The sequence below is a fragment of the Nocardia niwae NBRC 108934 = DSM 45340 genome, assembly GCF_001613465.1.
GTDB classification, from domain to species: domain Bacteria; phylum Actinomycetota; class Actinomycetes; order Mycobacteriales; family Mycobacteriaceae; genus Nocardia; species Nocardia niwae.
Window position 1 is genome coordinate 12,874 of the sequence record NZ_BDCK01000045.1, and the last position, 25,004, is coordinate 37,877.

Annotated in this window: 40 protein-coding genes; 7 read left to right on the plus strand and 33 right to left on the minus strand. The window is 62.7% G+C overall.

Translation table 11 applies throughout. The annotated features are described in order from the left end of the window. Window positions 1-17: 17 nt before the first annotated feature. The 20 genes from NNI01S_RS28270 to NNI01S_RS34855 all read right to left on the minus strand — a co-directional run bounded on the left by NNI01S_RS28270 (window position 18) and on the right by NNI01S_RS34855 (window position 11,743). Window positions 18-350, minus strand: coding sequence for a hypothetical protein (locus tag NNI01S_RS28270; protein ID WP_063023697.1), 333 nt, complete (start codon window positions 348-350; stop codon window positions 18-20). Then, complete coding sequence (locus NNI01S_RS28275; RefSeq protein WP_063023699.1) at window positions 347-541, minus strand: hypothetical protein; 195 nt, start codon at window positions 539-541, stop codon at window positions 347-349. Before NNI01S_RS28275 ends, NNI01S_RS28270 begins: the two co-directional genes overlap by 4 nt. Further along, window positions 538-885, minus strand: coding sequence for a hypothetical protein (locus NNI01S_RS28280; protein WP_063023701.1), 348 nt, complete (start codon window positions 883-885; stop codon window positions 538-540). The genes NNI01S_RS28275 and NNI01S_RS28280 overlap by 4 nt, the downstream gene beginning before the upstream one ends. A gap of 250 nt (window positions 886-1,135) precedes the next feature. Continuing rightward, complete coding sequence (locus NNI01S_RS28285) at window positions 1,136-1,585, minus strand: hypothetical protein (RefSeq protein ID WP_063023703.1); 450 nt, start codon at window positions 1,583-1,585, stop codon at window positions 1,136-1,138. Between the two features lie 5 nt (window positions 1,586-1,590). Continuing rightward, window positions 1,591-1,791 (minus strand): hypothetical protein, encoded by a 201-nt coding sequence (locus tag NNI01S_RS28290; RefSeq protein ID WP_063023705.1) that lies wholly within the window; start codon window positions 1,789-1,791, stop codon window positions 1,591-1,593. Further along, the gene (locus NNI01S_RS28295; RefSeq protein WP_063023707.1) at window positions 1,788-2,102 is read right to left on the minus strand and encodes a hypothetical protein; all 315 of its coding nucleotides are present in this window, start codon (window positions 2,100-2,102) and stop codon (window positions 1,788-1,790) included. The genes NNI01S_RS28290 and NNI01S_RS28295 overlap by 4 nt, the downstream gene beginning before the upstream one ends. Next, entirely contained in the window at window positions 2,099-2,329 is a 231-nt protein-coding gene (locus NNI01S_RS28300) for a hypothetical protein (protein ID WP_063023709.1), read from the minus strand. Before NNI01S_RS28300 ends, NNI01S_RS28295 begins: the two co-directional genes overlap by 4 nt. After that, window positions 2,316-2,840 carry a hypothetical protein gene (locus NNI01S_RS28305; protein WP_157115025.1) on the minus strand — a complete coding sequence of 175 codons (525 nt, stop codon included), beginning with the start codon at window positions 2,838-2,840 and terminating at the stop codon, window positions 2,316-2,318. Before NNI01S_RS28305 ends, NNI01S_RS28300 begins: the two co-directional genes overlap by 14 nt. A gap of 240 nt (window positions 2,841-3,080) precedes the next feature. Next, on the minus strand, window positions 3,081-4,811 hold the full coding sequence (locus NNI01S_RS28310) for a DNA cytosine methyltransferase (RefSeq protein ID WP_063023713.1): 1,731 nt from the start codon (window positions 4,809-4,811) through the stop codon (window positions 3,081-3,083). Window positions 4,812-4,980: 169 nt separating this feature from the next. Then, window positions 4,981-5,373, minus strand: coding sequence for a hypothetical protein (locus NNI01S_RS28315; RefSeq protein ID WP_063023715.1), 393 nt, complete (start codon window positions 5,371-5,373; stop codon window positions 4,981-4,983). Then, window positions 5,370-5,957, minus strand: a complete 588-nt coding sequence (locus tag NNI01S_RS28320) for a hypothetical protein (RefSeq protein WP_063023717.1) — start codon at window positions 5,955-5,957, stop codon at window positions 5,370-5,372. Before NNI01S_RS28320 ends, NNI01S_RS28315 begins: the two co-directional genes overlap by 4 nt. Beyond that, the gene (locus tag NNI01S_RS34840) at window positions 5,954-6,904 is read right to left on the minus strand and encodes a hypothetical protein (protein WP_157115026.1); all 951 of its coding nucleotides are present in this window, start codon (window positions 6,902-6,904) and stop codon (window positions 5,954-5,956) included. Before NNI01S_RS34840 ends, NNI01S_RS28320 begins: the two co-directional genes overlap by 4 nt. Before the next feature lie 282 nt (window positions 6,905-7,186). Further along, window positions 7,187-7,903 carry a hypothetical protein gene (locus NNI01S_RS28330; RefSeq protein WP_063023721.1) on the minus strand — a complete coding sequence of 239 codons (717 nt, stop codon included), beginning with the start codon at window positions 7,901-7,903 and terminating at the stop codon, window positions 7,187-7,189. Continuing rightward, on the minus strand, window positions 7,900-8,784 hold the full coding sequence (locus NNI01S_RS28335; protein ID WP_157115027.1) for a hypothetical protein: 885 nt from the start codon (window positions 8,782-8,784) through the stop codon (window positions 7,900-7,902). Before NNI01S_RS28335 ends, NNI01S_RS28330 begins: the two co-directional genes overlap by 4 nt. Then, window positions 8,781-9,182, minus strand: a complete 402-nt coding sequence (locus NNI01S_RS34845) for a hypothetical protein (RefSeq protein WP_157115028.1) — start codon at window positions 9,180-9,182, stop codon at window positions 8,781-8,783. Before NNI01S_RS34845 ends, NNI01S_RS28335 begins: the two co-directional genes overlap by 4 nt. After that, entirely contained in the window at window positions 9,179-9,856 is a 678-nt protein-coding gene (locus tag NNI01S_RS28340; protein WP_063023725.1) for an exonuclease domain-containing protein, read from the minus strand. The genes NNI01S_RS34845 and NNI01S_RS28340 overlap by 4 nt, the downstream gene beginning before the upstream one ends. Before the next feature lie 10 nt (window positions 9,857-9,866). Next, on the minus strand, window positions 9,867-10,073 hold the full coding sequence (locus NNI01S_RS34850; protein ID WP_157115029.1) for a hypothetical protein: 207 nt from the start codon (window positions 10,071-10,073) through the stop codon (window positions 9,867-9,869). A 2-nt stretch (window positions 10,074-10,075) separates the two neighbouring features. Further along, window positions 10,076-10,744 (minus strand): hypothetical protein, encoded by a 669-nt coding sequence (locus tag NNI01S_RS28345; RefSeq protein ID WP_245676403.1) that lies wholly within the window; start codon window positions 10,742-10,744, stop codon window positions 10,076-10,078. Between the two features lies 1 nt (window position 10,745). Then, window positions 10,746-11,585, minus strand: a complete 840-nt coding sequence (locus NNI01S_RS28350; protein WP_063023727.1) for a YqaJ viral recombinase family protein — start codon at window positions 11,583-11,585, stop codon at window positions 10,746-10,748. Then, the gene (locus NNI01S_RS34855) at window positions 11,582-11,743 is read right to left on the minus strand and encodes a hypothetical protein (protein WP_157115030.1); all 162 of its coding nucleotides are present in this window, start codon (window positions 11,741-11,743) and stop codon (window positions 11,582-11,584) included. Before NNI01S_RS34855 ends, NNI01S_RS28350 begins: the two co-directional genes overlap by 4 nt. 398 nt (window positions 11,744-12,141) lie before the next feature. On the opposite strand from NNI01S_RS34855, the gene NNI01S_RS28355 reads away from it, so the two are divergent. Then, entirely contained in the window at window positions 12,142-12,582 is a 441-nt protein-coding gene (locus tag NNI01S_RS28355) for a hypothetical protein (protein ID WP_157115031.1), read from the plus strand. A gap of 74 nt (window positions 12,583-12,656) precedes the next feature. Here the strand turns inward: NNI01S_RS28355 and NNI01S_RS28360 are convergent, their stop codons facing one another. Beyond that, window positions 12,657-13,064 (minus strand): hypothetical protein, encoded by a 408-nt coding sequence (locus NNI01S_RS28360; protein ID WP_157115032.1) that lies wholly within the window; start codon window positions 13,062-13,064, stop codon window positions 12,657-12,659. Between the two features lie 458 nt (window positions 13,065-13,522). Here NNI01S_RS28360 and NNI01S_RS28365 point away from each other — a divergent pair, with 458 nt between their 5' ends. Then, a complete protein-coding gene (locus NNI01S_RS28365) occupies window positions 13,523-13,825 on the plus strand; it encodes a hypothetical protein (protein ID WP_063023733.1) in 303 nt (100 codons plus the stop codon). A gap of 76 nt (window positions 13,826-13,901) precedes the next feature. After that, the gene (locus tag NNI01S_RS28370; protein WP_157115033.1) at window positions 13,902-14,588 is read left to right on the plus strand and encodes a hypothetical protein; all 687 of its coding nucleotides are present in this window, start codon (window positions 13,902-13,904) and stop codon (window positions 14,586-14,588) included. Window positions 14,589-14,958: 370 nt separating this feature from the next. Here NNI01S_RS28370 and NNI01S_RS28375 read toward each other — a convergent pair whose 3' ends face one another. The 6 genes from NNI01S_RS28375 to NNI01S_RS28400 all read right to left on the minus strand — a co-directional run bounded on the left by NNI01S_RS28375 (window position 14,959) and on the right by NNI01S_RS28400 (window position 19,491). Continuing rightward, window positions 14,959-16,257 (minus strand): tyrosine-type recombinase/integrase, encoded by a 1,299-nt coding sequence (locus tag NNI01S_RS28375; protein ID WP_084489369.1) that lies wholly within the window; start codon window positions 16,255-16,257, stop codon window positions 14,959-14,961. An 18-nt stretch (window positions 16,258-16,275) separates the two neighbouring features. Continuing rightward, entirely contained in the window at window positions 16,276-16,473 is a 198-nt protein-coding gene (locus NNI01S_RS28380; protein ID WP_157115035.1) for a helix-turn-helix transcriptional regulator, read from the minus strand. Between the two features lie 58 nt (window positions 16,474-16,531). Then, window positions 16,532-18,022 (minus strand): hypothetical protein, encoded by a 1,491-nt coding sequence (locus NNI01S_RS28385; protein ID WP_063023741.1) that lies wholly within the window; start codon window positions 18,020-18,022, stop codon window positions 16,532-16,534. A 19-nt stretch (window positions 18,023-18,041) separates the two neighbouring features. Then, window positions 18,042-18,605 (minus strand): hypothetical protein, encoded by a 564-nt coding sequence (locus NNI01S_RS28390; RefSeq protein ID WP_157115036.1) that lies wholly within the window; start codon window positions 18,603-18,605, stop codon window positions 18,042-18,044. Window positions 18,606-18,820: 215 nt separating this feature from the next. Further along, on the minus strand, window positions 18,821-19,174 hold the full coding sequence (locus tag NNI01S_RS28395; protein WP_063023745.1) for a hypothetical protein: 354 nt from the start codon (window positions 19,172-19,174) through the stop codon (window positions 18,821-18,823). After that, window positions 19,171-19,491, minus strand: a complete 321-nt coding sequence (locus NNI01S_RS28400; RefSeq protein ID WP_157115037.1) for a hypothetical protein — start codon at window positions 19,489-19,491, stop codon at window positions 19,171-19,173. The genes NNI01S_RS28395 and NNI01S_RS28400 overlap by 4 nt, the downstream gene beginning before the upstream one ends. Before the next feature lie 280 nt (window positions 19,492-19,771). On the opposite strand from NNI01S_RS28400, the gene NNI01S_RS28405 reads away from it, so the two are divergent. The 3 genes from NNI01S_RS28405 to NNI01S_RS28415 all read left to right on the plus strand — a co-directional run bounded on the left by NNI01S_RS28405 (window position 19,772) and on the right by NNI01S_RS28415 (window position 21,190). Further along, window positions 19,772-20,665: a helix-turn-helix domain-containing protein gene (locus NNI01S_RS28405; protein WP_063917699.1), complete on the plus strand. Its 894-nt coding sequence runs from the start codon at window positions 19,772-19,774 to the stop codon at window positions 20,663-20,665. Further along, on the plus strand, window positions 20,662-20,871 hold the full coding sequence (locus NNI01S_RS28410; RefSeq protein ID WP_063023751.1) for a DUF397 domain-containing protein: 210 nt from the start codon (window positions 20,662-20,664) through the stop codon (window positions 20,869-20,871). The genes NNI01S_RS28405 and NNI01S_RS28410 overlap by 4 nt, the downstream gene beginning before the upstream one ends. Before the next feature lie 115 nt (window positions 20,872-20,986). Beyond that, on the plus strand, window positions 20,987-21,190 hold the full coding sequence (locus NNI01S_RS28415; RefSeq protein WP_063023753.1) for a DUF397 domain-containing protein: 204 nt from the start codon (window positions 20,987-20,989) through the stop codon (window positions 21,188-21,190). A 9-nt stretch (window positions 21,191-21,199) separates the two neighbouring features. Here NNI01S_RS28415 and NNI01S_RS28420 read toward each other — a convergent pair whose 3' ends face one another. Further along, entirely contained in the window at window positions 21,200-21,523 is a 324-nt protein-coding gene (locus NNI01S_RS28420; RefSeq protein WP_157115038.1) for a hypothetical protein, read from the minus strand. 346 nt (window positions 21,524-21,869) lie between these two features. On the opposite strand from NNI01S_RS28420, the gene NNI01S_RS36195 reads away from it, so the two are divergent. Next, a complete protein-coding gene (locus NNI01S_RS36195; protein WP_245676406.1) occupies window positions 21,870-22,073 on the plus strand; it encodes a DUF2510 domain-containing protein in 204 nt (67 codons plus the stop codon). 52 nt (window positions 22,074-22,125) lie between these two features. Here NNI01S_RS36195 and NNI01S_RS28425 read toward each other — a convergent pair whose 3' ends face one another. From NNI01S_RS28425 to NNI01S_RS28445, 5 genes are all read right to left on the minus strand, one after another. Next, complete coding sequence (locus NNI01S_RS28425) at window positions 22,126-23,181, minus strand: hypothetical protein (protein ID WP_063023757.1); 1,056 nt, start codon at window positions 23,179-23,181, stop codon at window positions 22,126-22,128. Continuing rightward, window positions 23,172-23,429: a hypothetical protein gene (locus NNI01S_RS35490; protein ID WP_169813030.1), complete on the minus strand. Its 258-nt coding sequence runs from the start codon at window positions 23,427-23,429 to the stop codon at window positions 23,172-23,174. Before NNI01S_RS35490 ends, NNI01S_RS28425 begins: the two co-directional genes overlap by 10 nt. 248 nt (window positions 23,430-23,677) lie before the next feature. Continuing rightward, entirely contained in the window at window positions 23,678-24,412 is a 735-nt protein-coding gene (locus NNI01S_RS28435) for a hypothetical protein (protein ID WP_063023761.1), read from the minus strand. A 10-nt stretch (window positions 24,413-24,422) separates the two neighbouring features. Continuing rightward, window positions 24,423-24,644 (minus strand): hypothetical protein, encoded by a 222-nt coding sequence (locus NNI01S_RS28440; protein WP_063023763.1) that lies wholly within the window; start codon window positions 24,642-24,644, stop codon window positions 24,423-24,425. Next, on the minus strand, window positions 24,644-25,003 hold the full coding sequence (locus NNI01S_RS28445; protein ID WP_157115040.1) for an LtfC-like domain-containing protein: 360 nt from the start codon (window positions 25,001-25,003) through the stop codon (window positions 24,644-24,646). The genes NNI01S_RS28440 and NNI01S_RS28445 overlap by 1 nt, the downstream gene beginning before the upstream one ends. Window position 25,004 lies beyond the last annotated feature (1 nt).

Below are 25,004 nucleotides of genomic sequence, written 5' to 3' on the forward strand. Positions count from 1 at the left end.
CTGTATAGCCGGAAATTTCAGCGACGATCCCAAAGAACGCGTTGTGCGTGTTCGATTTCGGCTTCGGTCAGTTCGCGGGCGGGAATCTTGAACTGCCATTCGCTGTCGGCGTACGCGCGCGGCCCCAACAGTTCAATAAGTTCGTCCGCGCACCGCCGAATCGTCGCAGCAACAGGGCTCATGTCGCCGTCCGCCTGGTCGTACCAGCGGTCAACCAACGCCCACAACTGGTCATGCGTGTACGGCGTGCGGTTAGGAACGTGAGGGGCGCAGGCCGGGCGCGCTTCTCCCGCAGTCGCGCGCTGCCGTGCACGCGCGGCCATCCTGGCTTCCCAGCCCTCGTCGCTCACTGCTTCTCCACTTCGTCACCATCGAACTTGATCAGCAGCTCTCTGGCCTCCACCCGAAGTCCCGCGATCCATCCCTCGTTCAGATCGCCCGAGTTCGCCCAGAGATCCGCCTCCCGGTTCAGCCGTTCAAGGCTTTCGGTCCCCGCAATCTGCTGGAGAAATGCGCGCACTTCGTTGGGCAATCCGCTCACGGCTTCTCCGTCTCGTCGACGGGATACCACAACGACCAAAGTGTTCGCGCAGTCGCTCCGCCATCTACCGGCATCTGCAAGACGGGCGGCAGGAACGGATTCCGCGGCACGGTGATCCCCTCCATATCGGTGAGGTGCCATCCGGCGGCGTCGCGCAGCGGGTACCGACCCACCTCCTCACCGTCGCGGGTCACGGTCGCGTACTCGCCCAGGGCCGAGATGATCTCCACACCAACAACGTCGCCGTCTTCGATGACCACATCAGCGGCGGTGTAGACGCGGCCGTGACGATCGGTGAACATGACAGTGCCGTTAGCGATGGACAGCGAAACGGGGGTGGTCATGAGTCGTCTCCAGTTTCGGTGCTGTCCTCGGACGGCTGCGGGTTCGGGCCACGTCGTGAACACTTCGCAAGGGCGGCTTTCATCGCGTCTTCGAGGGTCGGCAAACCCATGCTGCTGCGACAGCGGTCTACCTCAGCAATGAGCGCTCGGGGAACTATCGCGCCGAGTCCGCGGTAGTCGTTGACCTGTTCGGCGCACAGACGACGGTCGCGGGCTTCTTCCTCGGCTCGGACTCGTCGGCTATCCGGGTTCATGCCGTGTCCTCGGTGTAGATGGAGGCCAGGGCTTCAATCACGCTGGCGTACGCGTCCCTCGTGGCCACGTCGGATGCGAGCTGAACCTCAGCGCTCAACAACTCTTCTCGCGCCCGCCGCTCCTGTGTCTGCCGCTCGTCGTCGCCGCTGTCGTGGTCGAGCCTCATGGCCGCCAGGGTGTACCTGGTCGCGGCGTACTGGCGAGCCGAAACGGTAGCCTCCACGGCATCGACTGCGGCGAGGTACGGGGCGGTCACCTTCTCCCGTATCGCCTCCACTTGCCGCAGGACGCGGGCCGGTGGATGGCGGCGGTCGTGGATGCACCGTTCGCCCACGCACGCGGCCGTACCGTCGTAGTGCACGTGTTCCACGCCAAGCGCTGCCCGCGCGAGTTGTTCGTCTTGGTCCAGGCCCGCCAGCAAGCGAGTCAATGCGTCCCCGGTCATGCCACCTACCTCAGCTCCAGGCGTGCGACCCGCGCGTTAACAGCGTCGAGGGCCGAGATGATCGTGTCCAGGCATTCCAACGAGGCCACGTCTGCAACGAAACTGAGCGCATCCCGTTGGAGCTTGGCGCGCGCAATCCACGCGCATGTGTCGCAGTAGCCGCCGTACAGCTTGTAGATGCCGCAGCCCTCGCACTCGTCGTTCATGCGTGCCGCCCCAAGGCATTGGCGATGGCCGCGTTCAAGTCCGCCAGGCGCTGTTCCTGCTCGGTGATCTCGGCGTGCAACGCCATGCCGCGCTTCACCAGTTCGTCGCAGTGCTGCGCCAAACGGTTCCTGTTGGCACGCTCCAACGGGATGTTCAACGGCTCCAGATCGAGGTAGGCGTCTGAGTAGCCCGCCGCCTTCAACCGCGTGAACTGGATTTCGTCTTCGGTGGCGACGAGCACGAAGCCTTCGTTTTCTTCGAGGTCGTCGACCGCGGCCCACAACTTCTGCTTCAACTCGGTCTTGTTCACTGATCTTCCTTTGGTTCTGCGACTACCGCTGGAACGGAAATGGCTGAGAACGTGCCCACGTTGACGTCGGCCACGTGGATGTAAAGTGCGCCGTCAGGCTCGGCTTCTATCGACAGCTGATTCGCGGTGTCAGGCCAGTAGAAGCAGAGCCCGCCGTCCTCGGTTGCGTAGACGGCGCGGCGTCCCAAACCCGCGAACAGCTGTTGCAGTGCGTCATCCGCGTCCATACCGGAACCCTCCAATGCCGAGCCGATCCATCAACGCGTCATGCCACACAGCAGGATTCGTGGCGCCTTCTGTCTCCAGCTCCTGCATCGCGTCCGTGATCGGCCGCAACACTGTTTGGTCGAACGCGGCGGACTGCTCCCGCTGCGCCTGCTCCCGCGCCGCCCTCTTCGCGGTTTCCTCCGCTCGCCGGCTCGGCTCATCAAGCCAGTCCGCGAGTCGTTCCCGCACGTCCGCATACGAGAAGTCGAGCTGCTTCGTGTCGTCACCGCATTCGATGATCAGCCAGCGATTCACCTCGTGACAGCAGTCGCATCCACTGCTGGACCCGGAATACGCGATGTCTTCCGACAGCCACACAGGCACATGCTTGTTCGCACTCATGCGCACCCGGATTTCGTCGGCGAGGTCACCGATCACACGGGCGCGTGGCTCGTCCTGGTCAGCGGCCCACACCAACCATTCCTCGATCGACGACACAATGTGCTCGGTCATGCTGCCGCCTTCGGCCACCAGTCGTCGTGACATCCATTCGGGCACGGCGCCAACCCGGTGTAGGTCGCGATCCCGCATGTCGTGCAGTGCATTCCCGTACACACGCCGTGTGCGTCGGCACGGCAATCTGGGTGTTCCAGGTCCGCCAGCCACGTGTGCACGTCGGGGTAGTTGTCGCGGGGCTTCTTTGCGTTGTCGCTCACTTGAGCTGCCCTTTCTTCGTTTCCATGTTTGGATGCGCATATCGCAGTAGCCAGATCACGCCGCCAACTCCCCTTGGTGGAGCACGGCGCGAAGCCGTGACCCGATCCAGGCGCCCACCGACGGCGACACGGCATTGCCGAAACCATCAACCTGATCGCGGGCACTCCCCCACACGATGAAATCGCCAGTGTGGCCAGGGAAGTCGACATCGAAACCACAGCCGCGGCCAACCTCATGCGGCCCCATCATCCGGAAGTAGCAGTCTTCAAGCGTGATATCGGCGAGCATGTACCGGTACTCGTCAGGGTCGGTCCAGCCACCGAACAACAGGGACTGCGACGCCGAGGAGACGATGGTGCCGAACGGGTCGCTGACCGGGTGCGCGCGATACTTCGCTTCACCGATAGCGCCATTGTTTTTGATCACGCCGGCGGCGGTGAGCAAGCCAGGGATCTGCTCGGAGGTGACGGTCGGCATCGCTTCCGCGTGTGTTGTCGGCAGGGTGTTCTTGCGGAACGGGACCACACCGGAGGAGACCAGGCTGAGCGTCTCCGAACCGCCCTGAGTGGGCAGCGATTCGGTCACGCCGCGGGGGGCTCCCTGGAAGTTGTTCACCGCAGCGAACAGCATCGCCTTCTCGTGCGTGGAGGTGACAGTGTCCATCGGTTGCGAAATGTGTTTGCCGTCGCCGTTGTGACGGTGCGCGGCGAACACGCTGCCGGTCGACAGGAGCGCGGTCTCCTGTTGGCTGGTTTGGGTCGCCATCGGCTGCCACGGATGCCGCTCCGAACCATGCACACTCTTCGCGGGCATCAGCACCGCGGGAAACTCGGCGAACCGCTGACGGCACCGCTCAGCCCGCGCCATCGTGGCCGGCGCAAGAGGCTTCTTCCGGTCACCGATGCGGGTACCCAGGTTGGTGAGGTCCAGTGCATGTAATGACGGAGTCATCGGCGGCACCACCTCTCGGCGGCACCGCGGGCACCTGTAGTTGTACTGCTTGCCGTAACGAACCGAACCGGTCGGCGGCACACCGGTCTTCCACGACCACACCGCTTCAACTATGTCGCCACATGAAGCGCACCACGTCGGCGGCCGATGCTCCAAGTCCGGGGTGGGCAGCCGCCGATCCCAGAACACGACATAAAGACGGTCACGCGACTGCGGAACACCGAAAAACATGCTGTTGAGCCGCAACTCCCGATACCGGTAGCCCAGGTTCTCGAACTGCCGCAACCACCACCGATACGTCGACCCATCACCAACTTTCGCCCTACCGGGGATCGCAGGACCCCACGACACAAGTTCAGTGGTGCACTCGACCAGGATCAGCCGCGGACGATGCTGGTCGGCGTAGTGCAGCACACAGTTCGCCGTCGCCCGATCCCGTTCCGAACGCGTCACCCGCGCATCGAAATCAGGGTCCTCCAAGTCGAACAGCGACAACCCCTGCTCGTACGCCTTCTTCGTGTTCGCCTGCGAATGATTGACGCACGAGACGCCAGCAACGAGAAGATCCCCCGCCGGGAGGTCCCGCGCCGAGTGGTAGTCGGCGGACTCCGGGTCTACAAGATCGGCGATCCAATGCTCAGCGTCCGGGTGGTTGGCCTCATGAACCTCAACTTTGTACGAGTTGTGGTTCGCGGCCATGATCGTCGTAAACCCAGCCATCTCGATCCCCCGAGTGAGACCACCGAACCCGGAGAACAAGTCCACCGCAACAAGATCGTCGTGACGGAACCGGCGCCTACGGGAAGCCGGGCGATGCTCAGCCGTACGAGTCACGCCGCCACCCCGATTCCTGCCGCCCAGCCGCCACGCACAGCCACGAACACGCCACGCGCGACCAGAGACGCACCCCCGGCACCCATCAAGCCCTTAAACAAGGACGTCGGGCGAAACTGCGTCGAACACCGTTCGTTAGCTATACGGACCATGGTCCGGTTAATGGTTTTCATGCTGCGATGGTCTTTCCGGTGAGGCGTGAGACGCAGGGGCAGTGGGCTTCTTGCCCGGTTTTGGCGGTGCAGGTGTCGCCCGGTTTGGCTCCGCAGGTGTCGCATGGGTAGTTGATGGCCCCATTCACCTGGTAAGCGAGCATGATGGCTCGGCGCATTGGTCGTTGACTGGTGGGTCGTTGCTGGATTTGTTCTGCGATTTCGAGGAGCGCGTTGGGGGTGATGCGGTAGGCGGACGTTTTGTGGTGGATGTTGACGGCTTCGATCGCGACGGTTTTGGCGAGGTGTCCGATGGCGTGATGCCATTCGCTGATGAGGTCGGCGTGGATCTCCCGGTTGTCGTATTCGGCGACGAGTTCGAGGATGTGGGTGGTGTCTACCCGGTTCACGACGCGTCCTTGGCTTCGATGGCGAACAGGTTGGCGATCCTGATTTGCTGGGCGAGTTCGCGGCGGCGGTCGCGGAACTGCAATGCGGCTTGGTTGTGTCGCGTGAACCTGGTTTTGAACTCTTCGAGCTGTTCGGGTTCGAGGTCGGTTCGTGGTTTCCGGCCGAGTGCGACGGCGAGGGCGATGTCCCGTGACAGCTTGTGAGCTTGCTGCGGCAGGAAACCCATTTCTTGGAAGATGTGGTTGGCGAGTTCCATCTCCTGGACGCGCTCTTTCGGCAGATTCGCGAGCGCTTCCCGCCGGGCCGCGTGGGCGTGCTGAACGATGAGGTCCGGGGTGGGCCGGAACTGCTCGACCGGCTCGGACCGTGATTCAGCTCGTGCTTGCGCGACCTTCATGTGTCGTGTGCGGGCGTGGTTGACGCCGTCGATGAGGTCTTCGGTGGACAGCCCGGATGCTTCGAAGTGTGCAGCCCAGGCAGCGACCGCGGCGGCGCCGAATTTCGGGAACCACAGGTCGAACGCTTGGAGGTTGTCTGCGACGGCTTGTGCGGCGTCGAGGTAGTAGGTGCTGGGGGTGTTCATGCTGTGGCGCTCCAGTTCTGGCTGGGGTCGATGGGGTCGGCGTCGATGACCTGCATGAGGGGCGACTGTTGGGGTGTCGCTCTGGCTGCGGCGGCTTGGCGGCGCACTTCGTCGAAGATGGCGTCCTGTTCGGCGCGCTTGCGATCAGAAGCGGCCAGTTGCGGCGCGCTCGCGGTTGATGGGGACGCGGGCACGCTTTTACGGCGGATGATTTCGCTGACGAGCGCGGGGAGCGCGCGTGGGCCGAGGTTGGGCTTGGTGAGCCAGAGGTCGAGCGCGGCTTCGATGTCCGCTTGGGACGTGCCCGCTTTGAGCATGGCGGCGGCTTGGATGGCGAGTTCGCTGTGCACGGCCGGCGGGTGTTCGGCGGGGATGTGTGCGCGGACGAGGCGTCGGCCGTTGATTGGCACTACGGGGCCGGGCTTTTCGATTGCGGCTTCGATGTCGTCGTTGCGCACCGCTTCGGCGCTTCGCGCGTCACTTACGAGAGATGAGTTACTAACGTGACTGTTAGTTATCTCTTCTCCTCTACTCTCCTCTGGGGGCGTGACGTCACGTGAGGTGTCACGTGACATGGTGTCGGTTTGCTGGGCTCGCTTTTCGCGTGCTCGACGCTGCCGTTCCCGGTCTGCTTTGCGGCGTTCTAGCAGGTCATCGCCGGTTCCGTTCCAGTTGGCCCATGCTTTGAACCGGTAGCCAGCGTTGGTTCGCCCGTCTGCGTCGGTGTCGGTTTCGAGCCAAATTCCGGCATCAATCAGCTCCGAAACTCGCTTGGAAACCGCACGAATTCCGAACGTTTTCAGCACACTTTTCGGCACGAAACCGCGTGTTTCTGCGGCGCCGCAGTAGGCGAGAGCGCGGGTGAACAGTCGCTCGGCGTCGGCGTGGGGCAGGCTCGCAACGGCGGGATCGAGGTAGTAGGTCGACGACAGCCATACAGCTTTCACAGTGGGCCTCTTTCCCTGAGGGACCGGCACGTTCGCGAGTCGCGACGCATTACCTCGAACCAAGGTCTGCGTGATATAGTCATTTGTGGCCCCCTCTCCAGGGCCGCTTTGCTGGTAGCCGGTTTGGCTACTTCAGCCGGTACGCACGGGAATGCGTACTTCGCTTATCGGGGCGTCCTACTTGGCGGTGGACGCCCCGAATTGCGTTTACTGCCGGGAAGTGTCGAGCGGCGCTTGATCAACTAGGCGATGTAGCGTGAACACTACACTACAGCATGAATGCTACGCTACGCGTCGTTGGGCGCGTTCTCGTGCGTGTGCTGCTCGTCGGCAGGTGACGCATTGACGGTGTCCGCGGGTGTCGATGTAGGTGTTGGCTGGGGTGTAGCGGTGGTTTTTGGCGCAGACGGGGCGTTGGGTGAGTTTGATCCCGGCAGCCGCCCAGTCGGGTTGCGCGAGTGGGTGGTCGATGTCGCGGCCGTCCCATGCGAGGGGCGGCACCTCGCCTTGGCGGTGTGCGCGTCTCACGCTGTGCTGGCTGGGGCCGGGGGTGCCGGACAGTTCGTTGTAGAGGTCGCGGATGCGGGACCACATGTTGTAGGTGGTGTAGTCGCTGGAGATGGCGATGTTGAGGATGCTGCGGCTGGATTGCCCAAGTCGGTGGGCGAGTTCGTCGGTGGGCCAGCCGAGAGCGTTCAGTGCTCGCACTCGCCGTCTGGCGCCGATGGCGAGGACGGTGGGCTGGTTGGGGTGCGGGTGGTGGGTGACGGTGAATATGCGGGCGCCGACGTCGACGAGTGTGTATTGGGTGGAGCGGTTTTCGATGTGGCTGACGGTGGCTTTTCCGAGTCCTGCGGCGTAGGCGATCATGAGGTTGGTGAGGCCGAGGTCGTGGAGTTCGTCGATGCGTTTGCGGACGAGTTCGACGGGCATGGTGGTGGGGATGCCGCGGCCGCGTTTGAGTTCGTACTGCTTCTTCTTGAGGCGGGATCGGGTCATGCTGCGTCCTGCTTGCGGAGTTTGCGGCGGTGTCGGACGAGGGCTTGGTCGGCGGCGTCGAGGCTGAGGTTGAGTGTGTTGGCGACCCTGGTCCGGTTCCAGCCATGCTGAACGGCGTGATCGAGAACGGCGATGCGTTCGGCTTTCGGGATGCCGCCTTTGTGTTGGCCGCGCAGTATCCGCCCCAATAGGACCTCGTCGGCGGTTGTTTCGCCAGCGTTGTCGTCTGTCACGGGCTGGTGGTCTGGGTTGTCGATGTCGCGGTCCTCCCACGCCAAGGGTGGGGCAAGGTTTTCGCGGCGAGCAGCCGTCAGGGTTCGTTTCGATGGTCCTGGCGTGCCGGACAGTTCTTCGTAGACATCGCCGATCGCTTTCCACGTTTCGTAGGTGACGCTGTTGAACAGCATGTATGAGGTGACTGATTGCCTGGTGACGCCGAGCCGGTTCGCGATTTCTTGATAGGGCCAACCGAGTGCTCGCAGTGCGTGAAGGCGCCTGCGTGTGCCGATCGCCGGCACCCGCATCCCTGATTGGGCGGGGACAGGGCGGTAGGTGACGGCCATGATCCGGGATGCCTGGACAATCTTCGTTTCTGCGTAGACGCCGTCGGCAATGCTGAGTACGGTCCGCCAGCCCACTCCTGCGGCGGCTGCAATGCTGAAGCAGGTGAAGCCCATGTCGATGAGATGCCGCACATGTTGTCTTATCGGTTCCGCGGGCACCATGCTCGGGATGCCGCGCGCTGCTCGCGATCTGCGGATTTTGGCTGCACGGTTGATGCCCAGCTTCGGTATCGTGCTGCGTACTTCGCTGACGACCTGTAGCCGTCGGGATCGCACTGGATGCACCGGTCGGGTGGGGTTTGTTGTGTGGCTTGTCATGCGGCCAACGCTTTGCGGACACTGGTGCCGGACATTTTAAGGGTTCGCCCGATGCGATTTCGGGACCAGCCGCGAGCGTTGAGAACACGCACGTATGCGGGCTTGTCGACGGCGGGCACGCGAATGTCAGCGCCTTCCAGAAGTCGACTCAACACGACATCGTCGACATATGATGCTTTGACGTGGATGTTCCGTGCTTGTTCGACAGTGACTGCGGTAAGTGCGGCTGCGTTGTCGGAGCGGATCTTCTTCCTGCTCAGGTGCAGGACATGCCATGCGAGCGAGTTGGACACTCCGGCAGCTCGCGCTACGCGGAACATGGGCACGCCGGCATCGTTGATGCGCTGGAGGTGCGCGCGGACGGGTGTTATGTCGATATATGTGACGCGGGTGTTCATGCTGCTTGGTCTTTCGTGTCGCGTTGGATCGGCCACTGGGTGCGGACCCCGTCGGTGGGGCGGTCGTTGCGGCGGAGGTAGTCGATGAACCGGTAGGCGTCTTCGCGGTACCAGTCGGCTTGTCTGGTCATCAGTTCTGATGCGGTGAAGGTGGCGAGGTGCGGGTAGACGCGTGGCAGTTTCCATGCCAGGCGGGCCGCGGCGAGCGCATCCGCTTCCGCGTCGTGCGCGTCGTCCAGGCGCATCCCGTAGTGGATCATCACCGCGGACAACTTCCGGGAGCCCTTCCGGAATCGGTCGTACATCTTGTCGAGGCAGAAGGGGTCCACGATCAGCCCATCACCGACAGTGAACGTTGGGTCGTGGATGGCGAGCAGCGACGCGTCGTAGGAGGCGTTGTAGATGCACAGCGCGCGCCCTTCGGCGAAGATGGCGTGCACTTCCGCACTGACCTCAGCGACGACCTCGCAATGCGGGCGCCCATGCTTTTGCACGTACTCGTCTGTGAAGCCATGGATGGCGCTGGCCTCGGCCGGAATGGGGACGCCCGGATCTGCAATAAAGTTGCGTGCCCGAACGTCCCCGCCGTCGACCCGCAGGACACACGCAGACACAATCCGTGCAGTGAACGGGTCAGCGGACGTTGCCTCGAAATCCAGCGCCGCGAGCGGCATCTCTGTCCAGCTAGTCACGCTGTTTCTCCCAGGCTTCGAGGATGGTTTGGCCGGGCAGGACGTAGACGGCGCGGTAGCCGTCGCGGCGGTTGGCTTCACGGAGCGCGGCGAGTTCTTCGGTTCCGAAGTTCATGACTTCGTAGGCGTCGCCGCCCTCCCCGGCCCGTGCCCCATGCTCTGGGAACACGAGCCAGTTGCCGTCAATAGGCGGGAGCACGACTACGCCTCCAGGTCCGGCGGGAACATGCCGTCGCCGTAGTAGTCGGAGGGTGCGTCGGTTACGCCGTCGTCGACTTCAGGCGGCACCTTCTCCTCGTCACTGAGGGTGTTGGCTCGGCCCTTCCAGAGCTGCACCAGCCGGGTCCGATGCTGTCCCAGGTCGAACGTCTTCAGCTGCGCGCCGATCGCGTCGAGCGAGGCACGGTCGCGGGCCTTCTCGATTTCCGCTGCGATCTCGTTCGCTTGCGCGTCGGTGATCCTTGGTGGTCCGGCCGGCAGTGGCTCGACGACGTACGGTGCCCGCTTGCCCCGAGTGACAGTCAGGGCGAGGGTGAGCCGTTTGTCGATGTGCGAGAGGTGGCTGACGCGGATGCCGCCGACCTCCTGGCCGCCGAACTTCACGGTCGGGTCGCGGTAGATCGTCATTCGTCGTCCGGAGTAGTTCGCGGCGTCCGCCCCCCAGGCTGCAACGAGGATGCGGCGCACAGTCTTGGAGGGGCGGAAGGGTCGGCCGGGAAACTCCATCAGGTGGATGTTCACTGGCTGTTCGGCGGAGCCTTTGCTGACCTTTTCGACGGTTACGGTGCGGGGGCCAGCGATGAGATCATCTGCGTTGACCTGGTCAGACTTGGCTTCGATTGTGGACGAGATGTCCAGGTGGTCGGTCATGTCACAGCACCATTTCCATTTCGATGATTCGTTCGGTTTCGGGCAGGCCGTCGACCGCCTGGTGGTAGCGGCGGATCATGTCGGCGGCGTTGGTTTCGAAGCTGGTGACGGCGGCGATGATGGCGTCGAACCAGCGCTGATCCGGGTAGATGCGTACGGGCCAGAGGGGCATGCCGCCGCAGTAGGAGATGTAGTCGATCCACTTGCGGCCGGACACGAGTAGACCGCATTGCAGCTGCGCCATGACATCTGCTGGTGGCTGTCCGGAGAGGATGTGCGCGAGGTGGATTTTCGGGCGTCGGGATTTGATTTCGATGAGTCCGTCGGCGCCGACGAGTCCGTCTGGGGAGTAGCCGATTCGGATGCCGCCCCGTTCGCGGACCATGAATCCGGCTTCTTGGACGGGGGCGTAGTGCTCGCTGTAGACGTCGCGGGCGCGTGGTTCGTCTTCGATGCCGCGGAGCATGTCGTCGCCTATGTAGGTGGGGTCAGTCCAGCCTGTGATGCGTTCGGCGACGAGCAGTGCGGTGAGGCTGCGTGATGTGTCGTTGTTGGCGGTTGCGAGGGTGATGATGTTGGTGCGGCGAGCGACTTCTGCGCGTTCTGGGTGCAGTGTCTTGATCGATGCTTCGGCGTTGATCTTGCTGCGGCACGGCTGGTTCGCTGTCGCGTCGCATGCGGGGCAGGTGTAGTCGATCGCGGAGAGTTTGTGGGTGGCGATGAGATCGCCGATGACGGATGCGGTGACGATTCCGCGTCGTTGCGCAAGCCATTCGTCCGAGCCCTGGAGCAGGTCTGGGTAGACGGTGAGGCGGGCTTCAAGCCATTCGCGGTTGTTCATCCGATGCTCCAGGCGAGGAGTGCGTTGGCCCAGTCGATGAGCCATGCTGTGGCGCCGATGAGTCCACCGAATGCGGCGACGGTCGCGTAGGCGATCACGTTGTCGATGAGGGTGGGTGGGCGCGGTTCGGGTGTGGTCGTATGATTGGTTTTGGACATGCCACGGTCGCCTTTCGTGCGTGGTGTGCTCGGCCCGTCCTCATGCCAGTGGGGGCGGGCCTTTTGCGTGTCTTGGTGTTGTTTCGCTGTGCGCGTTCAGGACACGCTGTTGTGTAGTGACTACGCTACATCGTAGCCTGCACGCAACTGTCGTGGCAAGTGCTACGAGCGCCAAAGGGGCGGGAGGCGAATACCACGTTTAGAATGGGACCGGTAGGTTTAAGCTGCACCTTTACGCAGTACTGTGACCCGTGTCACTTTCTGAGTGTAGGCTGCACTGTTCCCAGTAGTGCTGACACTCGTTACCATCGATCCACCGGAACCGCGCCCACACTCCACCAAAACAGGGCGGCCGTACAGCAGACGCAACACAGGAAGGCGTCACCTTGACTCCCCCGATGGAAGAACCCACCGACTGGTGGCGATATGTCCAGCTCCTAATGGAAGTACAAAACGTCCCCAGCAACGCAGCCGTCGCCGAAGCCATCGGCGTCGCCAAATCCACCCCCGGACTATGGGCACGAGGCGCCCAACCCAACCTCGAAGCAGTACACGCGATAGCCAACTACTTCCGCCGGCCCCTCGCCGAAGTGTTCATCAAAGCCGGGTACGCCACCGCGGAACAGCTGGCCTACTCCGCGCCACCGATCGCCGACAGCCGCACCCTGAAGAACGCTGAACTTCTCGACATCATCCGCGAACGCCTCCTCCCAGATGATGCATTGGAACTTGCCGAGCCGACTCCGTTGCGGGCCACAGACAGCGACCAGGACGCCACACCCTCTGGGCGTGGCCGCAGACCCCGCAAGACACCAATGGCACGCGAGAAGAACGACTGATCGCCCTGTAGGCGCGAAAAAGGTGGCCGATTCCCCCCGACCTGGGGAATCGGCCACCGTCTTATGTGCGCTGGCTACGCTGCTGTTCCTGCCATCGGCGCCTGCTCATGGTGCGAGACCTCCGCGTCCAACACCATGTACACCAAGAGGCTCAGTCGGCAATCCCAATAGGCGCCTGTATCGTGGCGCGACCAGTGAGTGGCGTCGGACGGCGGGTAGTGGAAAGCTTTGCAGCCCTCGCCGAACAGCCACCCCTTGTCATAGTCAGTCGCCCCGACGTAGGGGCGGACCTCGATGACGCCAGTGTCGCCGACGCGAATTTCGCCGACACGCTTCCACAGATCACCATCTGCGTCGATCCAGTAGGAAACAGTCCCGACAGGTTCACACATGGTGATACCTAGTGGGCTGAGGCCATCGAGTGCCGATTCCTCGATGTAGGTAGCGGTGAACCTGTGGTAGTCGGGTGGGTTCGGTTTCATAGCCGTCGTTCCTTGGTTGTGACACGTGACTGTCCCCTATATGTCAGGTAGGTAACAGGACGTTTGCCGGTTGAGGATAGAGGGCCAAGGAGAGGACTTTAGCCCCTAGTTTTAACCGGAACGGGCATGTTCCGGTTCTTTCGTGAAGGTGAGGGATCTAGGGTTGCTCCCCCACTACGGCGGCGAGACCGCGGCCGTATATGGAAATGTGTTGTGACCAGTTGCCAAAGCCATTGCCCTACACCCCTTCGTGACGGCTCGCGCTTGGCTGTGCCCGCCCCGACGTGGGTCTCGGCTTTCGCGTTATACCGGACTGGTATCCGAGTTATCTCGGTGTCTACTGCACTTTAGTACCGCCCCTCCCGGTACCGCAAGGTCTGTACGCTACAAGTTTGCACAATCTTGAACCGTCCCCAGTTCCGGGGGCACGCACCCCCCACCGCGGGGTTTAATGAGGTGTGGATCGGGCCGAGATACTCAACCGCGTACTGGGGAAGGTCATCGCCGCGCAGCGTGCCGCGGTGAGGAAGACCCAGAAGACGGTGTGGGAGGAAACCGGGTTCGGCAAGACCGCCTACCGAGACCGCGAGCAGGGCGCGCAAGTCTGGAACGTCGTCGAACTCAAACGCGTCGCTGACGTGCTCGACACGACGGCATGGCAACTGTTGAAAGCCGCCGAGGAGAGCCGCGACACCGAACCGCCGTCCGACACCCAACGTGCGGCGGAAGAACTCCGGGCCGCGCTCGGCTTTTCCGAATAATCTCAGTTCGGCAAACCTTCCGCATCGCATGCACAGATCTTCATATGATGCGATGGTGGTTGTCGTTGTCGGATTGTTGTACATCGTCGCCTCTGTGCGACTAACCATCTGGGGGACGGCGCCACGGTCACGGCTGTTCACGCTGGCCCTCCTTGCACTCGCTGCCTCCTACACTCTGGCGCTCGCCACGATCGGCGACCGACGGATAGACCCCGCTTTGACGGGCGTTATGGGTGAGAACATCTCCGACCTCGCTCACACCGTGCTGCTGACCTTCGCCTGCTACCTGTACGGGCTGGTGTTCGTGCGGGTCCTGGTCGCGCGCGGGTGGCGGCGAGTGTGGAGCGTCTACGGATTTGTCACCGTGACGGCATTGGTTGTTACGTCACGTTTCGGTGACGCTGCCCGGTTGCCGGTCGACGACGAATTCGAGTTGCAAGACGGCTGGACGTCGGCGTACTCGGCGATCTTCCTCACCTTCCTCGCGGTGACCTGTTTGCTGATCTTCGCCGGGACCGCGAAAGTGTTCCGTGCCTCCCGCAAGAACGATCGGCGGGCGTTCATCGCGCTCGTGTTCGCCGGCGGCATCGGGGTTGTGTACGCGGTCGTGGCCGCGGTGTGGCTGCTGTGCAATTCGCATGTGTTGCGCGACAACCACGGCATCATCATCACGCTCGCCGCGGTGCCGATGCTGACGGGGTTGTCGATCGCGGGTTTGTATGGGGTTGTTGACGCGTGGATGGCGAAGCGGCGGGTTAACTGAAGGACGAGCGTGCTGGGAAACGGGTCGGTGTGTCGCGTGGCCGCCGCGCCAGAACCGTCGTCGCGCAGGACGCGTATGGCTGGGCTTCGGCGGTGTGTCTGTGGCCGTGGAATGTGGTGGGGTCGTTCGGTTCTGCGCGGTGTTGCAGCCGTCGGAATCGAGCGGGGCGCAGCGGGGTTCAGTCCAACTTTGAGTGTCACTTTGAGCGGAAAACAGCGCGGGGCGCAGCGGGGCGGAGGGGGGCGCAGCGGGGTTCTCGGGACCGCGAAAAGCCTGCTCAGAACCCCTTTTTGAGCGTGTTTCCGCAGGCTAGTAGAAACCGCTGTGCAGACTTCGCCATCTCTGCACGGTTTAGACCTTACTTCGCAGCTCAGGGGCATTCCCAAACCCAAACATCAGCCCCGGATTCCAACCTTGCTCCAAGATTCCTCGGACACAGAGACTCTAAGGCATCAGAGTTGTCCACCGCGGGGTGCACATACCCGTCCTCATCAATGTAGTGGCGCATCGCCATAGACGCGCCCTCCGAATGCCCCAACTGCGCACTAGCACGCTTCGAGTCCCCTGTCACCCCCTTTACATGCGTCGCGACGGTGTCTCGGAGGTTGCCGAACTGCATCCACTCCAACGACGTCCCCACACGGGCATTCCGAAGCGCGTCATCCGCGGTGCTCAACCGCACCACACCACCGAGCAGCGAGATGAACAACGCACCCTCCTCGGATATGTCCCCGCGCTCCTTCACCCACAACCGCAGCACACTCGTCAACCAGCGAGGCAACACCACATAGAAGTCGTTCGACACCTTCGACTTCTTCGCCGACTTCCGGTACGGCTGACGCACATACGCACCCTTCCGAGCCACCATAGTTCCGCACACATGCAACGTGATGTTCTCCACGCCGTCATCGTCCAGCCCGCGCAGATCGCAGCGACGCACCGCCAGCGCCTCACCCGGACGAACACCCGTCCCCAGCATCAGCAACACCAACGGCAGCAGATACTTCGCACGCTTCTGCCGCCCCCCGATGATCGGGCACAACTCCTCACGTTCATCCGCAGTCAACGCCCGCTGACTACCACCCCCAGACTCCGGCCGCGGCACCTGAAGCATCGGGGAGTATTGGAACAGGCCAGCCAGTGTCAGCATCTTGAACACCCCCGACAGCACCGTCCAATGGTGTCCTGCTACACCAGGCCACTCCTTAGCCAAGCCATCCAGGTAGTCAGCGAGGAACGCGGGCGTCCCGGCCTCGCCGATGGACAACCGGCCCAACGTCCTCGCCAGCTTCAAAGCATCAGGCTTCGAGTTCAGCCCTTCGCCCTTGTAGATCGCGCGGTGGGTCGTCGTCAGCGACTGTTCGGTGATCTTCCCCGCCGCGAGCTTCTTCTCCTGCTGGGCGTAGTAGGCGTCGAGGGCGACCGTCATCTTGTCCGTCAGCTTCAACACCTGACGGTCGCCGCCGTTGCCCGCGCTGCCCTTGCGGCGGTTGCGTTCGAACCGCTCGTGCCAGTCGGCCAGGCATTCCTTCCGCGTCCGACCAGAGCCGGAGGTCCGCACGTAGGTGCCGTTGAACGCGCGATGACGCACCCGCGTCAACCGCCACACACCATCCGAACCCTTCACGGGATTCAGCTTCGTCGGCTCCGGGAGCGCGCCCGGCTCCATCGAATCCTGAGGCACGGGCTACGCCGCGGTGCGCTGCTGCTGGGCCATCCACGCACGCACCTCGTCCACGGGATACCGGTACACGTTGGCGACCTTGAAGCACTTCGGGCCACGACGCGGCTTCGACAAAGCCCACGTCTCCAGCGTGCGCGGCGAGTAACCCGTCATCGCGGCGACCTGACGGCGGGTCAGCCACTGCACAGTCGTGTCAGCCATAACAACCATCCTCTGTAGCGTTGCCACTACGCTACTTCGTGCAATACACGACACGCAACTACCGATCCCGACGCTGCTCTCGCTCACGCTCCGGACCGCCATACCCGTACCCGCGCTGCACCCGCGGCGTGTCCTCATCCGGGGGACGCGCCACCGCCGCAGACGGAGCCTCGCCCTGACTCAAATCCAGCAGGTTCGCGACCTCCGGCGGAAGCCGATCCATATCACGCTGATGAACCGCACGCTGCTGCTCGGCTTCCCGCTGAGCCCTTTCCGCTTCCCGCTGAGCCTGCGCAGCCTCCGGGCCGTCCTGGCGCGCCTTGTCCGACTCCTCCCGCGCGGTCGCGGCGATGGCGTCGATCAGCCGTTGGGCGTCACGGTCCTGCTGTTCCTGGCGGAGATCCAGCGCATACACCCATGCCCGCGCGTCCTTCTCGGGCATACCTCTTTCGATCTCAGCCTTCGCGGCGGCATCATGCATGTCGCGCTCCATCTTCTGCACCGCCCCTAGGGCGTTGCCGAGCGCGAGGCCGTCCTGCCGGAGGCGGTCCAAATCCAGATCCACGCCCTGCTCGCGCGCGTCAAGGATGCGCTCCCCAACCTCCTGGGCGGCCTTGCCGACCTCTTCACGCTCCCGGTCGATCAACTCACTCGTGATCGGGTCGATACTCGCAGCACGCTCATACGCCTTGTCCCGCGCCTGAAGCTCCAAATACTTCTCGACGTCGCGGGACTCGTGGTAGCGCAAACCCAGCGCCTCACGATCCTCCTTAGCGCGGTCGAGATCGATCCTCGACTGAGCCAGATCCATGTCACGCAACGCTTCGTTCATGAACCGCATCTGGTCAATGCCGAGCGGCTGCCCCAACTCCCGAGCCTTCTCGATATCGCGGAGATAGTCCTTCGCGATCTGCTCGATAGACAGCCCGTTCGCCTCACGCGCGGCCAGCTTGCCCAGATTCTGTTCCAGTTTCTGGGCCTGCTCCTTCTGAACAGCCTTGTACCCGGCCTCGAAGATCCTCTGGAACGCCTTCTCTGACGCGGCCTTCAGGACGAACTGTTCCGGATACGTCTTCTTGAAATGTTCGATCAGCTGCTTCGCTTGCGGACTTAAACCTTCCAGTTTGGAGGCTCGCATCAGTAGAGTGAAGTGCTCGCCTGCGTCCAGCTTCGCCTGATACCCCTGCATCTGGGCAAGGTCGCGCTCCTTGAGATCACCCTTCTTGATCTCAAGGTTGTGCGCCTGGCCGCCTTTGCGATCGTCGTGTTCCAGATAGCGATCCACCTTGATCTGCTGCCCAGTTGGCGCGGTGTACGGAACCTCGGCCCGCCACCCCGCTTGCGGCAGCCCGAAGATGATGTCTGCGCCGCGTTCGAACGCTTTGCCGGCTACCCACTCCGCGCGCCAGGATGCCGACGCCTCCCGCCACTTGTCGGGTGAGCGCGGGACCTCGTCGCGAGCCAGCTTGCGCGGAATATAGCGGTCTTCGTACTGCTCCCTCTGAGCGGGAGTCAGTTTGTCCGGGCGGTCGGGTTTCTCATCCCCCATGATGGCCTTCTCATGATGTTCAGACCCTGCCGTCGAAGATGTCTTGCAGGGAGATTTTCTGCCACTCGTCGTAGTCCGGGCGGCCGACTTCGATCCACCGCTCCACGCGGCGAGTCATGTTGTCCAGCACCCACACCGGTTGCCCGTCGGGGTGCGCTGGCGTGCGTTTGCCGATCATCAACACGAACGCACCAATTACCTGGGCTTCTGGGTCCAGGTACCCGATTGGCACGGGACCTTCGAACACTGGGAAGAACTCGACCTCGCGAGTCGTGTTGCCCGGCACGTTCGCCCAGCGGCCACCGAACTGATGCCGATACAATTCGCCGAAGAAGCGCATGAACCGCTCTGCGCGCGGCCGGTGCTCTGGTGAGAAGATCGGCTTGTAGTCGGAGAATTGGCGGCGCGCCGCGAGCGTTGCCAGCCGCAAACCTTCGCGCGTCCATGGATCATCGAGTGCGGCTACCTCGGGTGCATCTTCAGCGAAGAACACTTCCAATTCGGCGTCCATGCGAGCAACCCACGCCAGGAAGGCGGGGTTCTCCTGGTCGCGGTCGCGCTGCCGCAGTTCGGCCTTGGTCATTTTGCGGATGCTGCCCATCGTCTTGTCCTCTCTCCCGGTGATGTGTCGCACCCAGGCTCCCAGAAGCCGCTGCTCAGCAGGTTCGGAAATAGGTCGTGTCGCCGGGAATTTGCGGACGCCCCCGGTCCGGCTGGGTTGTGGACCGGCACCGGAACCAGGGGCATCCTCTTACCCGTCCGCCACCCTTGCGGGTCCTCTCGGCAGACGGGAAGTCTCTATGACACCTGCACGGTTCGAAGGTGCGGGACCACGAGATTCGACGGCTCTGGGTGGCGGCGATATAACACGTGAGTGTCCGCAGCAATGACATCGCAAACATCGAGAGCTTCGTCGAGCCGGATATGTCCGACATGGGGGACGATGATGACTTGGACTCGCTCGCGGCGAACGAAATTCATCATCATCTGGAAGGCGTTCTCGCGACCAGGCCGCAACACGAACGTTTCCCAAACCGCCCAGTTCTCTTCGAACGCCAGACTGTGTGCAGCCTCCGTCAACGCGCCTATCGTGTTACCGCTAGCGCCCTTCGCGCCAGCGTCCACGAAGATCACCACATCCTTGTCGATCACCGTGCACCGACCGCGAGACGCTGCGTGTATGAGGCGAGCGGAAACAAAGTGAGCAGATCGGCCTGCCGCAGCACAGGGCCAACGTCCTTGCCTGGCAGGTGCTTCAGTGTCGGAACGATCATGCACGCAGTGTCGTGGAAACTCATCCACTCCAGCGCAGACCGAAGCGACCCGGAATGCGTATCGGGTACGACGATGATCTGATCGAACTCCAGGCCGTGCGTCTGTGCCGTATCCTTCGCTAGGGCGCTAAGCTCCGCTTTTGCTCTCGCGCTCAGCCCTTGCACTAGATAGAGCACTGCCGTTCGGGGCGCCATCCCACGCCTCCCTTCATGCGGACCGTCTGGGGGCACTAGATGGCTACCGCGGTCTGGATCGGAGACCACGGACCGCTGCCTCACAGTAGATTTCGCGGGCTAGCCAGACTCCGCGAGTGAGGCGGGGTCCTTGCGGCCATCTAGTGCCAACTCCCAGTAGACACGAGGTAGAGGCTTCGTGGAGTATTCCAATCAGATGTTTTCCACGAAACTGCCGTGTCTTCCAAACAGCAGTGACAGAATCATTCCAATCAGGCATACACGCTGAAGGGGCGAGGGGATGACCACCACAACGGGATCGACCGTGCCACGCCGCATGCTCGGTCGATTACTGAAGCAGTACCGGATAGCTGCCGACGTCAGCCAAGCCAAGGCCGCACGCGAGCTACAGGTTGGCGCACAGACGATCTGGCGCATGGAAACCGGGCAGAACGTCATCTTGAAGAAGGTGTACATAGACGCCCTCTGCAAGCTGTACCGGCTCAAAGGCGAGGAAGCCAAACGCATCCGCCAACTCCACCAAGAGGCGGAGGAAGCCAGCCACATCACATGGTGGCACCAATACGACGAGCAGATCCCGCCGCACTTCGACCTCTACATGCAACTCGAAGACGCCGCCCAGTCGTTCAGCGCCTATCACCCGTCGCTGCTGCCTGGCCTGTTGCAGACGCCCGAGTACCGGCGCCAGATCATCTGGACCGAGTTTCCCGCGATGGCGACCGTAGAGGTTGAGCGGCGAATCGAGCTGCACACCAAGCGGGTCGAGCGTTTGACCAGCACCAAGCATCCGATCCGCGTCAGCGTTCTAGTCGACGAAGCCGTGCTCCGTCGACCCGCCGGACCGCCAGAAGTGATGTCCGACCAGTTGGAGCACCTCGTCGAAGCCGACAAGTTGCCGAATGTCACTGTCCGGGTCGTGCCGTTCTCCGTTGGCATGCATGTCGGCACGATCACTGGCCCATTCGTTCTGCTCGACTTCCCGCCTCACGCCACAGCGGAGTTGACAGAGCCCCCTACGGTGTACATCCAAGGGTTTACCGGAGCCGCCTACCTGGATACGGCGGACAAGGTTGCCCCATACCGCACCGCGTACGCTGAAATCCAGCGTACGGCGCTGGATGAGAAGGCTAGCCACCGTCTCATCCTCGACATAGCAGAGGAGTTAACCCGGTGAGTGCTGATCTGTCGCGAGCAAAGTGGTTCAAGAGCAGCCACAGCTCAGGCAGCCAAGAATGCGTGGAAGTCGCCTGGCTCGACGGCGGCTCGGTCGGCGTGCGGGACAGCAAGAACCCCGCGGGTCCGGCTCTGGTGTTCAACCCGAGCACCTGGGACAAGTTCGCCACCCATCTCAATGGCGGCGAGGTCAACCACCCCGCATAGAAGCCCAGACGAAGGAGCCCCCTGGATCGGAGGGGGCTCCTACCGTTTTCCGCGACTTGTCACCCCGCCGACGTAAGCTGAGACCTCAACATGTGAGGGAGCGGAGGAGTTCTCGATGAGTGTTGACCTCAGCGGCGCCGAATGGTTCAAAAGTAGCCACAGTCAGCCTAGCGGGGACTGTGTTGAAGTGGCCTTCTTTCCAGGCGGCTACGTCGGCGTGCGAGACTCGAAGAACCCCGATGCGCTCGCGCTCGTGTTCAATGCCGCGGCCTGGGATGCCTTCACCGCGGGCATCGCACGCCGCAGCATCAGCTACTAGAAACAGTCGTCACGCCTTCTCGCGGGGCCGCAGCGCATACGCCGGCACAAGCTGCCAGCGGAGGTCGAGTTCGCGGCCGTCCATGTACCGCACCTTGTAGTGGACGTGCCCCAGCCAGTCGCCGAGGCCGGTGGGGATCCATTGCAGCAGGACACCGGGCACCTCCCCTGTCATGTCGACGCCCGCCGCATTCTTGCGCACCGGGACACCCGGGTTGCGCACCATCAGCGCGTCGAGTCGCACCCAGACATGTTTTGGTGGTTCGGTCAAGCCCCACAGGTCGTTTGTTGTTGCTGGTGTCCACCCCTCCACACGCTCATCGTTCGCACTCATGTTCGAATACTAGCGCGAAACAGACCGGACGGAACGTGGTCTATACCCTTCCGAGTCGCGCGCCACACGCTTTACCCTGACAAACGCGTAACGGCGCCCATGCCGGTGCGATGAACCAGCACACTGCCGACATCAGGGGCCATCCATGTCTCAGCCGCCACCGCAACCAGGGCCACACCCAAGCGCCGGCCCCGGCAATCCGACACCACCAACACCCATGACGGATCAGCAACACGACCAGCGACTGAACAATACGTGGTTGTGGCTGGCGATCATCGGGACAATCGTCGGACTGGTCGTTGTGGGCAGCCAGATCGGCGACGGCGGCCTAGAGGTTCTTTTCGCGATGCTTGTGCCAGCCGTCCTAGGCATCCTGATAGTACGGGCGCTGATCCGGGTCGGCGACAAACGACCACCTCCAGTTGTCATCGCACCCACTGCGGCACCCCCTCCAGGGTGGTACCCGGACAGTCAAGGCGTCACGCGCTGGTTCGACGGCGCACGGTGGACTGAGTTCACGCAGCCTCCACCGAACCCGCAAAGCCCCTGAAACGCCGAAAGCGGCCCCCGTCCTCAAAGGACGGGGGCCGACTTGTTTGCCCTTACGTGATCTGCAACAGGGCCGTGCTAGCAGGGACAGTTCCGGCGCTTGAGCCGTTCGAATTCATTTGGATCTTGTACACCTCGCCGTCGACCACCGCCGCCGTCGCCTCGCAGAAGCACGAGCTGGCGTTCGACGTGACCCCATCGCCTGTCGCGATCACCGCGCCATCGCTGACACGCACGATACGAATAGTGTGCGTACGAGTGAACGACCCGCCAGTGAACGGCACCTTCGCATAGAAGTTCGCCGCCGCCTTACTGCCGCGTACCGTCACCCCGTTACTGGCAATCACGGATCCCGGACACCCCGAATGGGCGACAACACCGGACAGGTCAACCCAGGTCGCCGAAGTCGGCCACGATTGGGTAGAGCCGTTCTTCTGCAACCCGGATTCGATGAAATCTCCCGACGCGCGGTCGGGCAGGTCCCATGCTTCGAAGTTGTCGAAGGCGGGGCCGTAGTATTTTGTGCCGCTGGAGTTCGCTGAAATCGCATAGAATCCGAACCGCTGCGAGGCTTGCGGCACCAGGGTATAGCCGGTATCGGTGTAGGCTGTCAGGTTCAGTCGCTTGCCAGCACGCAACCGGTAAGCGACATATTCGTTGCCGTACACTTCGAATCCGTACCGGTCACCGACTTCACACAACGTCCGGTCATACGAAGTGCGGTTGGTCGGAACCACTCCATCGAAGTTGGAAATACCGGCGTGGGAGGCGTCTACGATGTTCAAGTTCATCGTCTTCGCGCCGTCATTCGACATGCGGCAAATCAGACCCGACTGGGCTACCGCATTAGCGGCCTCGATCGGCGTGAACTCCACACGATGGTTGTAACCGGGGAACAGAACCTTGGGTGCCGTCTTGCCGAGGACTGTGCCAGTGCCCGGATCGGGTGCTTTACATGCGTTGCTCAAAATCCTGGGCTGAATATTGAGGTACGAGCCGCCGGTGTAGTAGTCGTAGATCGTCAGGTCCAGGGGGCCGTCAGCGCGGTTGAAGTCGTCAGACCAATACGAGAGATCCCTGGGACTCTTCAAAAGGTGCATCAGTTCCACGTCCCGAACAGGTAGGCCCGCAACCCTTTACCTGGCCCAGTGCCGATCGCTGTGCAGGCCAGATTGATGCGGTCGCCCACTGCGAAAGACTGGTTCGGGTTCGCGGTGCGCGCCCCGTCCGTGCTGGTGCCGTCGACCTGGTTAGCGGCCGACACGGTGACGTTGGAGCTGGCGACTTGGGAACCGTTGCGCGTGATTTCCGCTGACGTGCTACCACTGCTGTCCGCTGTTTCGAACTGGTACACCACTTTCGTCAAGGTGAACGCTCGGCCGACATACTGCCCGACAGTCCAATCTTCCGTAGTCGACCGGACAGTGCCTGGACTGATCGCCACGAAAACGAAGTCACAAGGGACCGTGTTCGCTGCGGGCGTGCGAGCATCTGTGAACCGCGCGTCGTTCGTATTCGCCTTCGTCGCCAAAGTCGTGCGAACAGAGTTGAACTCGGTCGCGATCCTTCCAGCGAGGAGGCTCACTTGCGATGCGAGGGACATGGCTACACCAGCCCAGCTTCGAACACCGCGACGAAATCAGTGGTGGGGCTGCCGATATCGGTTGTCGAGTAGACGTCGATGTTCGTGCGAGCATTGCCCTTCTGCGTGCTGTTCAGCCCCTGCGCGGCGGTATCCACACGCACCCGGTTGCCGAGATCCGTGCTGACGGTCGTCGCGAAGTTCGCGTCATCACCGAGCGCCGCAGCAAGCTCATTCAGGGTGTCCAGGGTGCTCGGCGCCGAATCCACAATCAGCGCAGTCACCGCGGCCGACAGGTTCGCGTACGTGATCTTCTTCAGGACATTCGACGCTTCGCTGTCGATCAGCGGGACAGCGTCCGCAGCAACTGGGGTCGCTTTCGTCGAAACACCGTGGATCGAGGACCCGACATTCGCCGCGTCCGTCACATCCGCTGCGGTCTCGATCCCGTCCAGCTTCGTCTTCATCGTCGGCGTCATCACGCCGGCGTTCGTGCCATCAACCGCGGGGATCGTGGCGTCAGTGCCCGTGTCGGAGGTGATGACGGTCTGGGTCGAAGACAGTGTGGCCGCGAGGTTCGTGGCACCACCGCCGCCGACCTCGGACTGAACTTCGTTGATCGCGGCAACAAGGTTGGTCTTGTCGGTGGTCGTCAGTGAGGCGAGGTTGCCCGTCTTGGTTGCGACCTCAGTGCGGACCGTCTTGATTTCGGTGGCTATGCGAGTCGCGAGGTCGGAGACTTGAGTAACGAGGGACATTCAGTGGTCCTTATGCCAGGCCGTTTTCGAACAGCAGAGTGAGAGTTACGGGCGGTTCGAGATCGGCGAGCACTTGATCGGCTGCGTCATCGGCGATCTGCTCCATGTCCTCTGGAGCGATCTCCCCCGCGGGGCCGGGCGGTCCCGGAGTTGGGACGAGGACGACGCGGGCGCCGTCGCTCGGCCTGATGGCGGTTTTGGTGGTGGATACGCGGATCGTGACGGCGGGCACTATTCGACCGCCTTGCCGTCGTAGCGTTGGATGGTGCCGTTGACCACCACAACCTCAGTCGAGGGTGTGCCGGGATACGACAGGATGAACGCCCACTTGGTGTGGTCGCGCAGCTCGTCGGCGGCATCCGACTCCACCCGCACAACGGCATGGGAGTCGGTGATTGTGGCCGTGAATCTCTGCACCGGTGTGGTCTTGATGTCCAGGTACGCCGTCACGCCCGCGTCATAGTCCAGCGGGGTCGGGTTCTCTGGGTCAGCGCTGTCTGGGTCGACATTTTCGAAGTCGACAACCAGATCGCCATGCCACGACACCGGAAGGACGTACAGGGGTGGTGGATCGAAAAGAGGCGTCGTCACT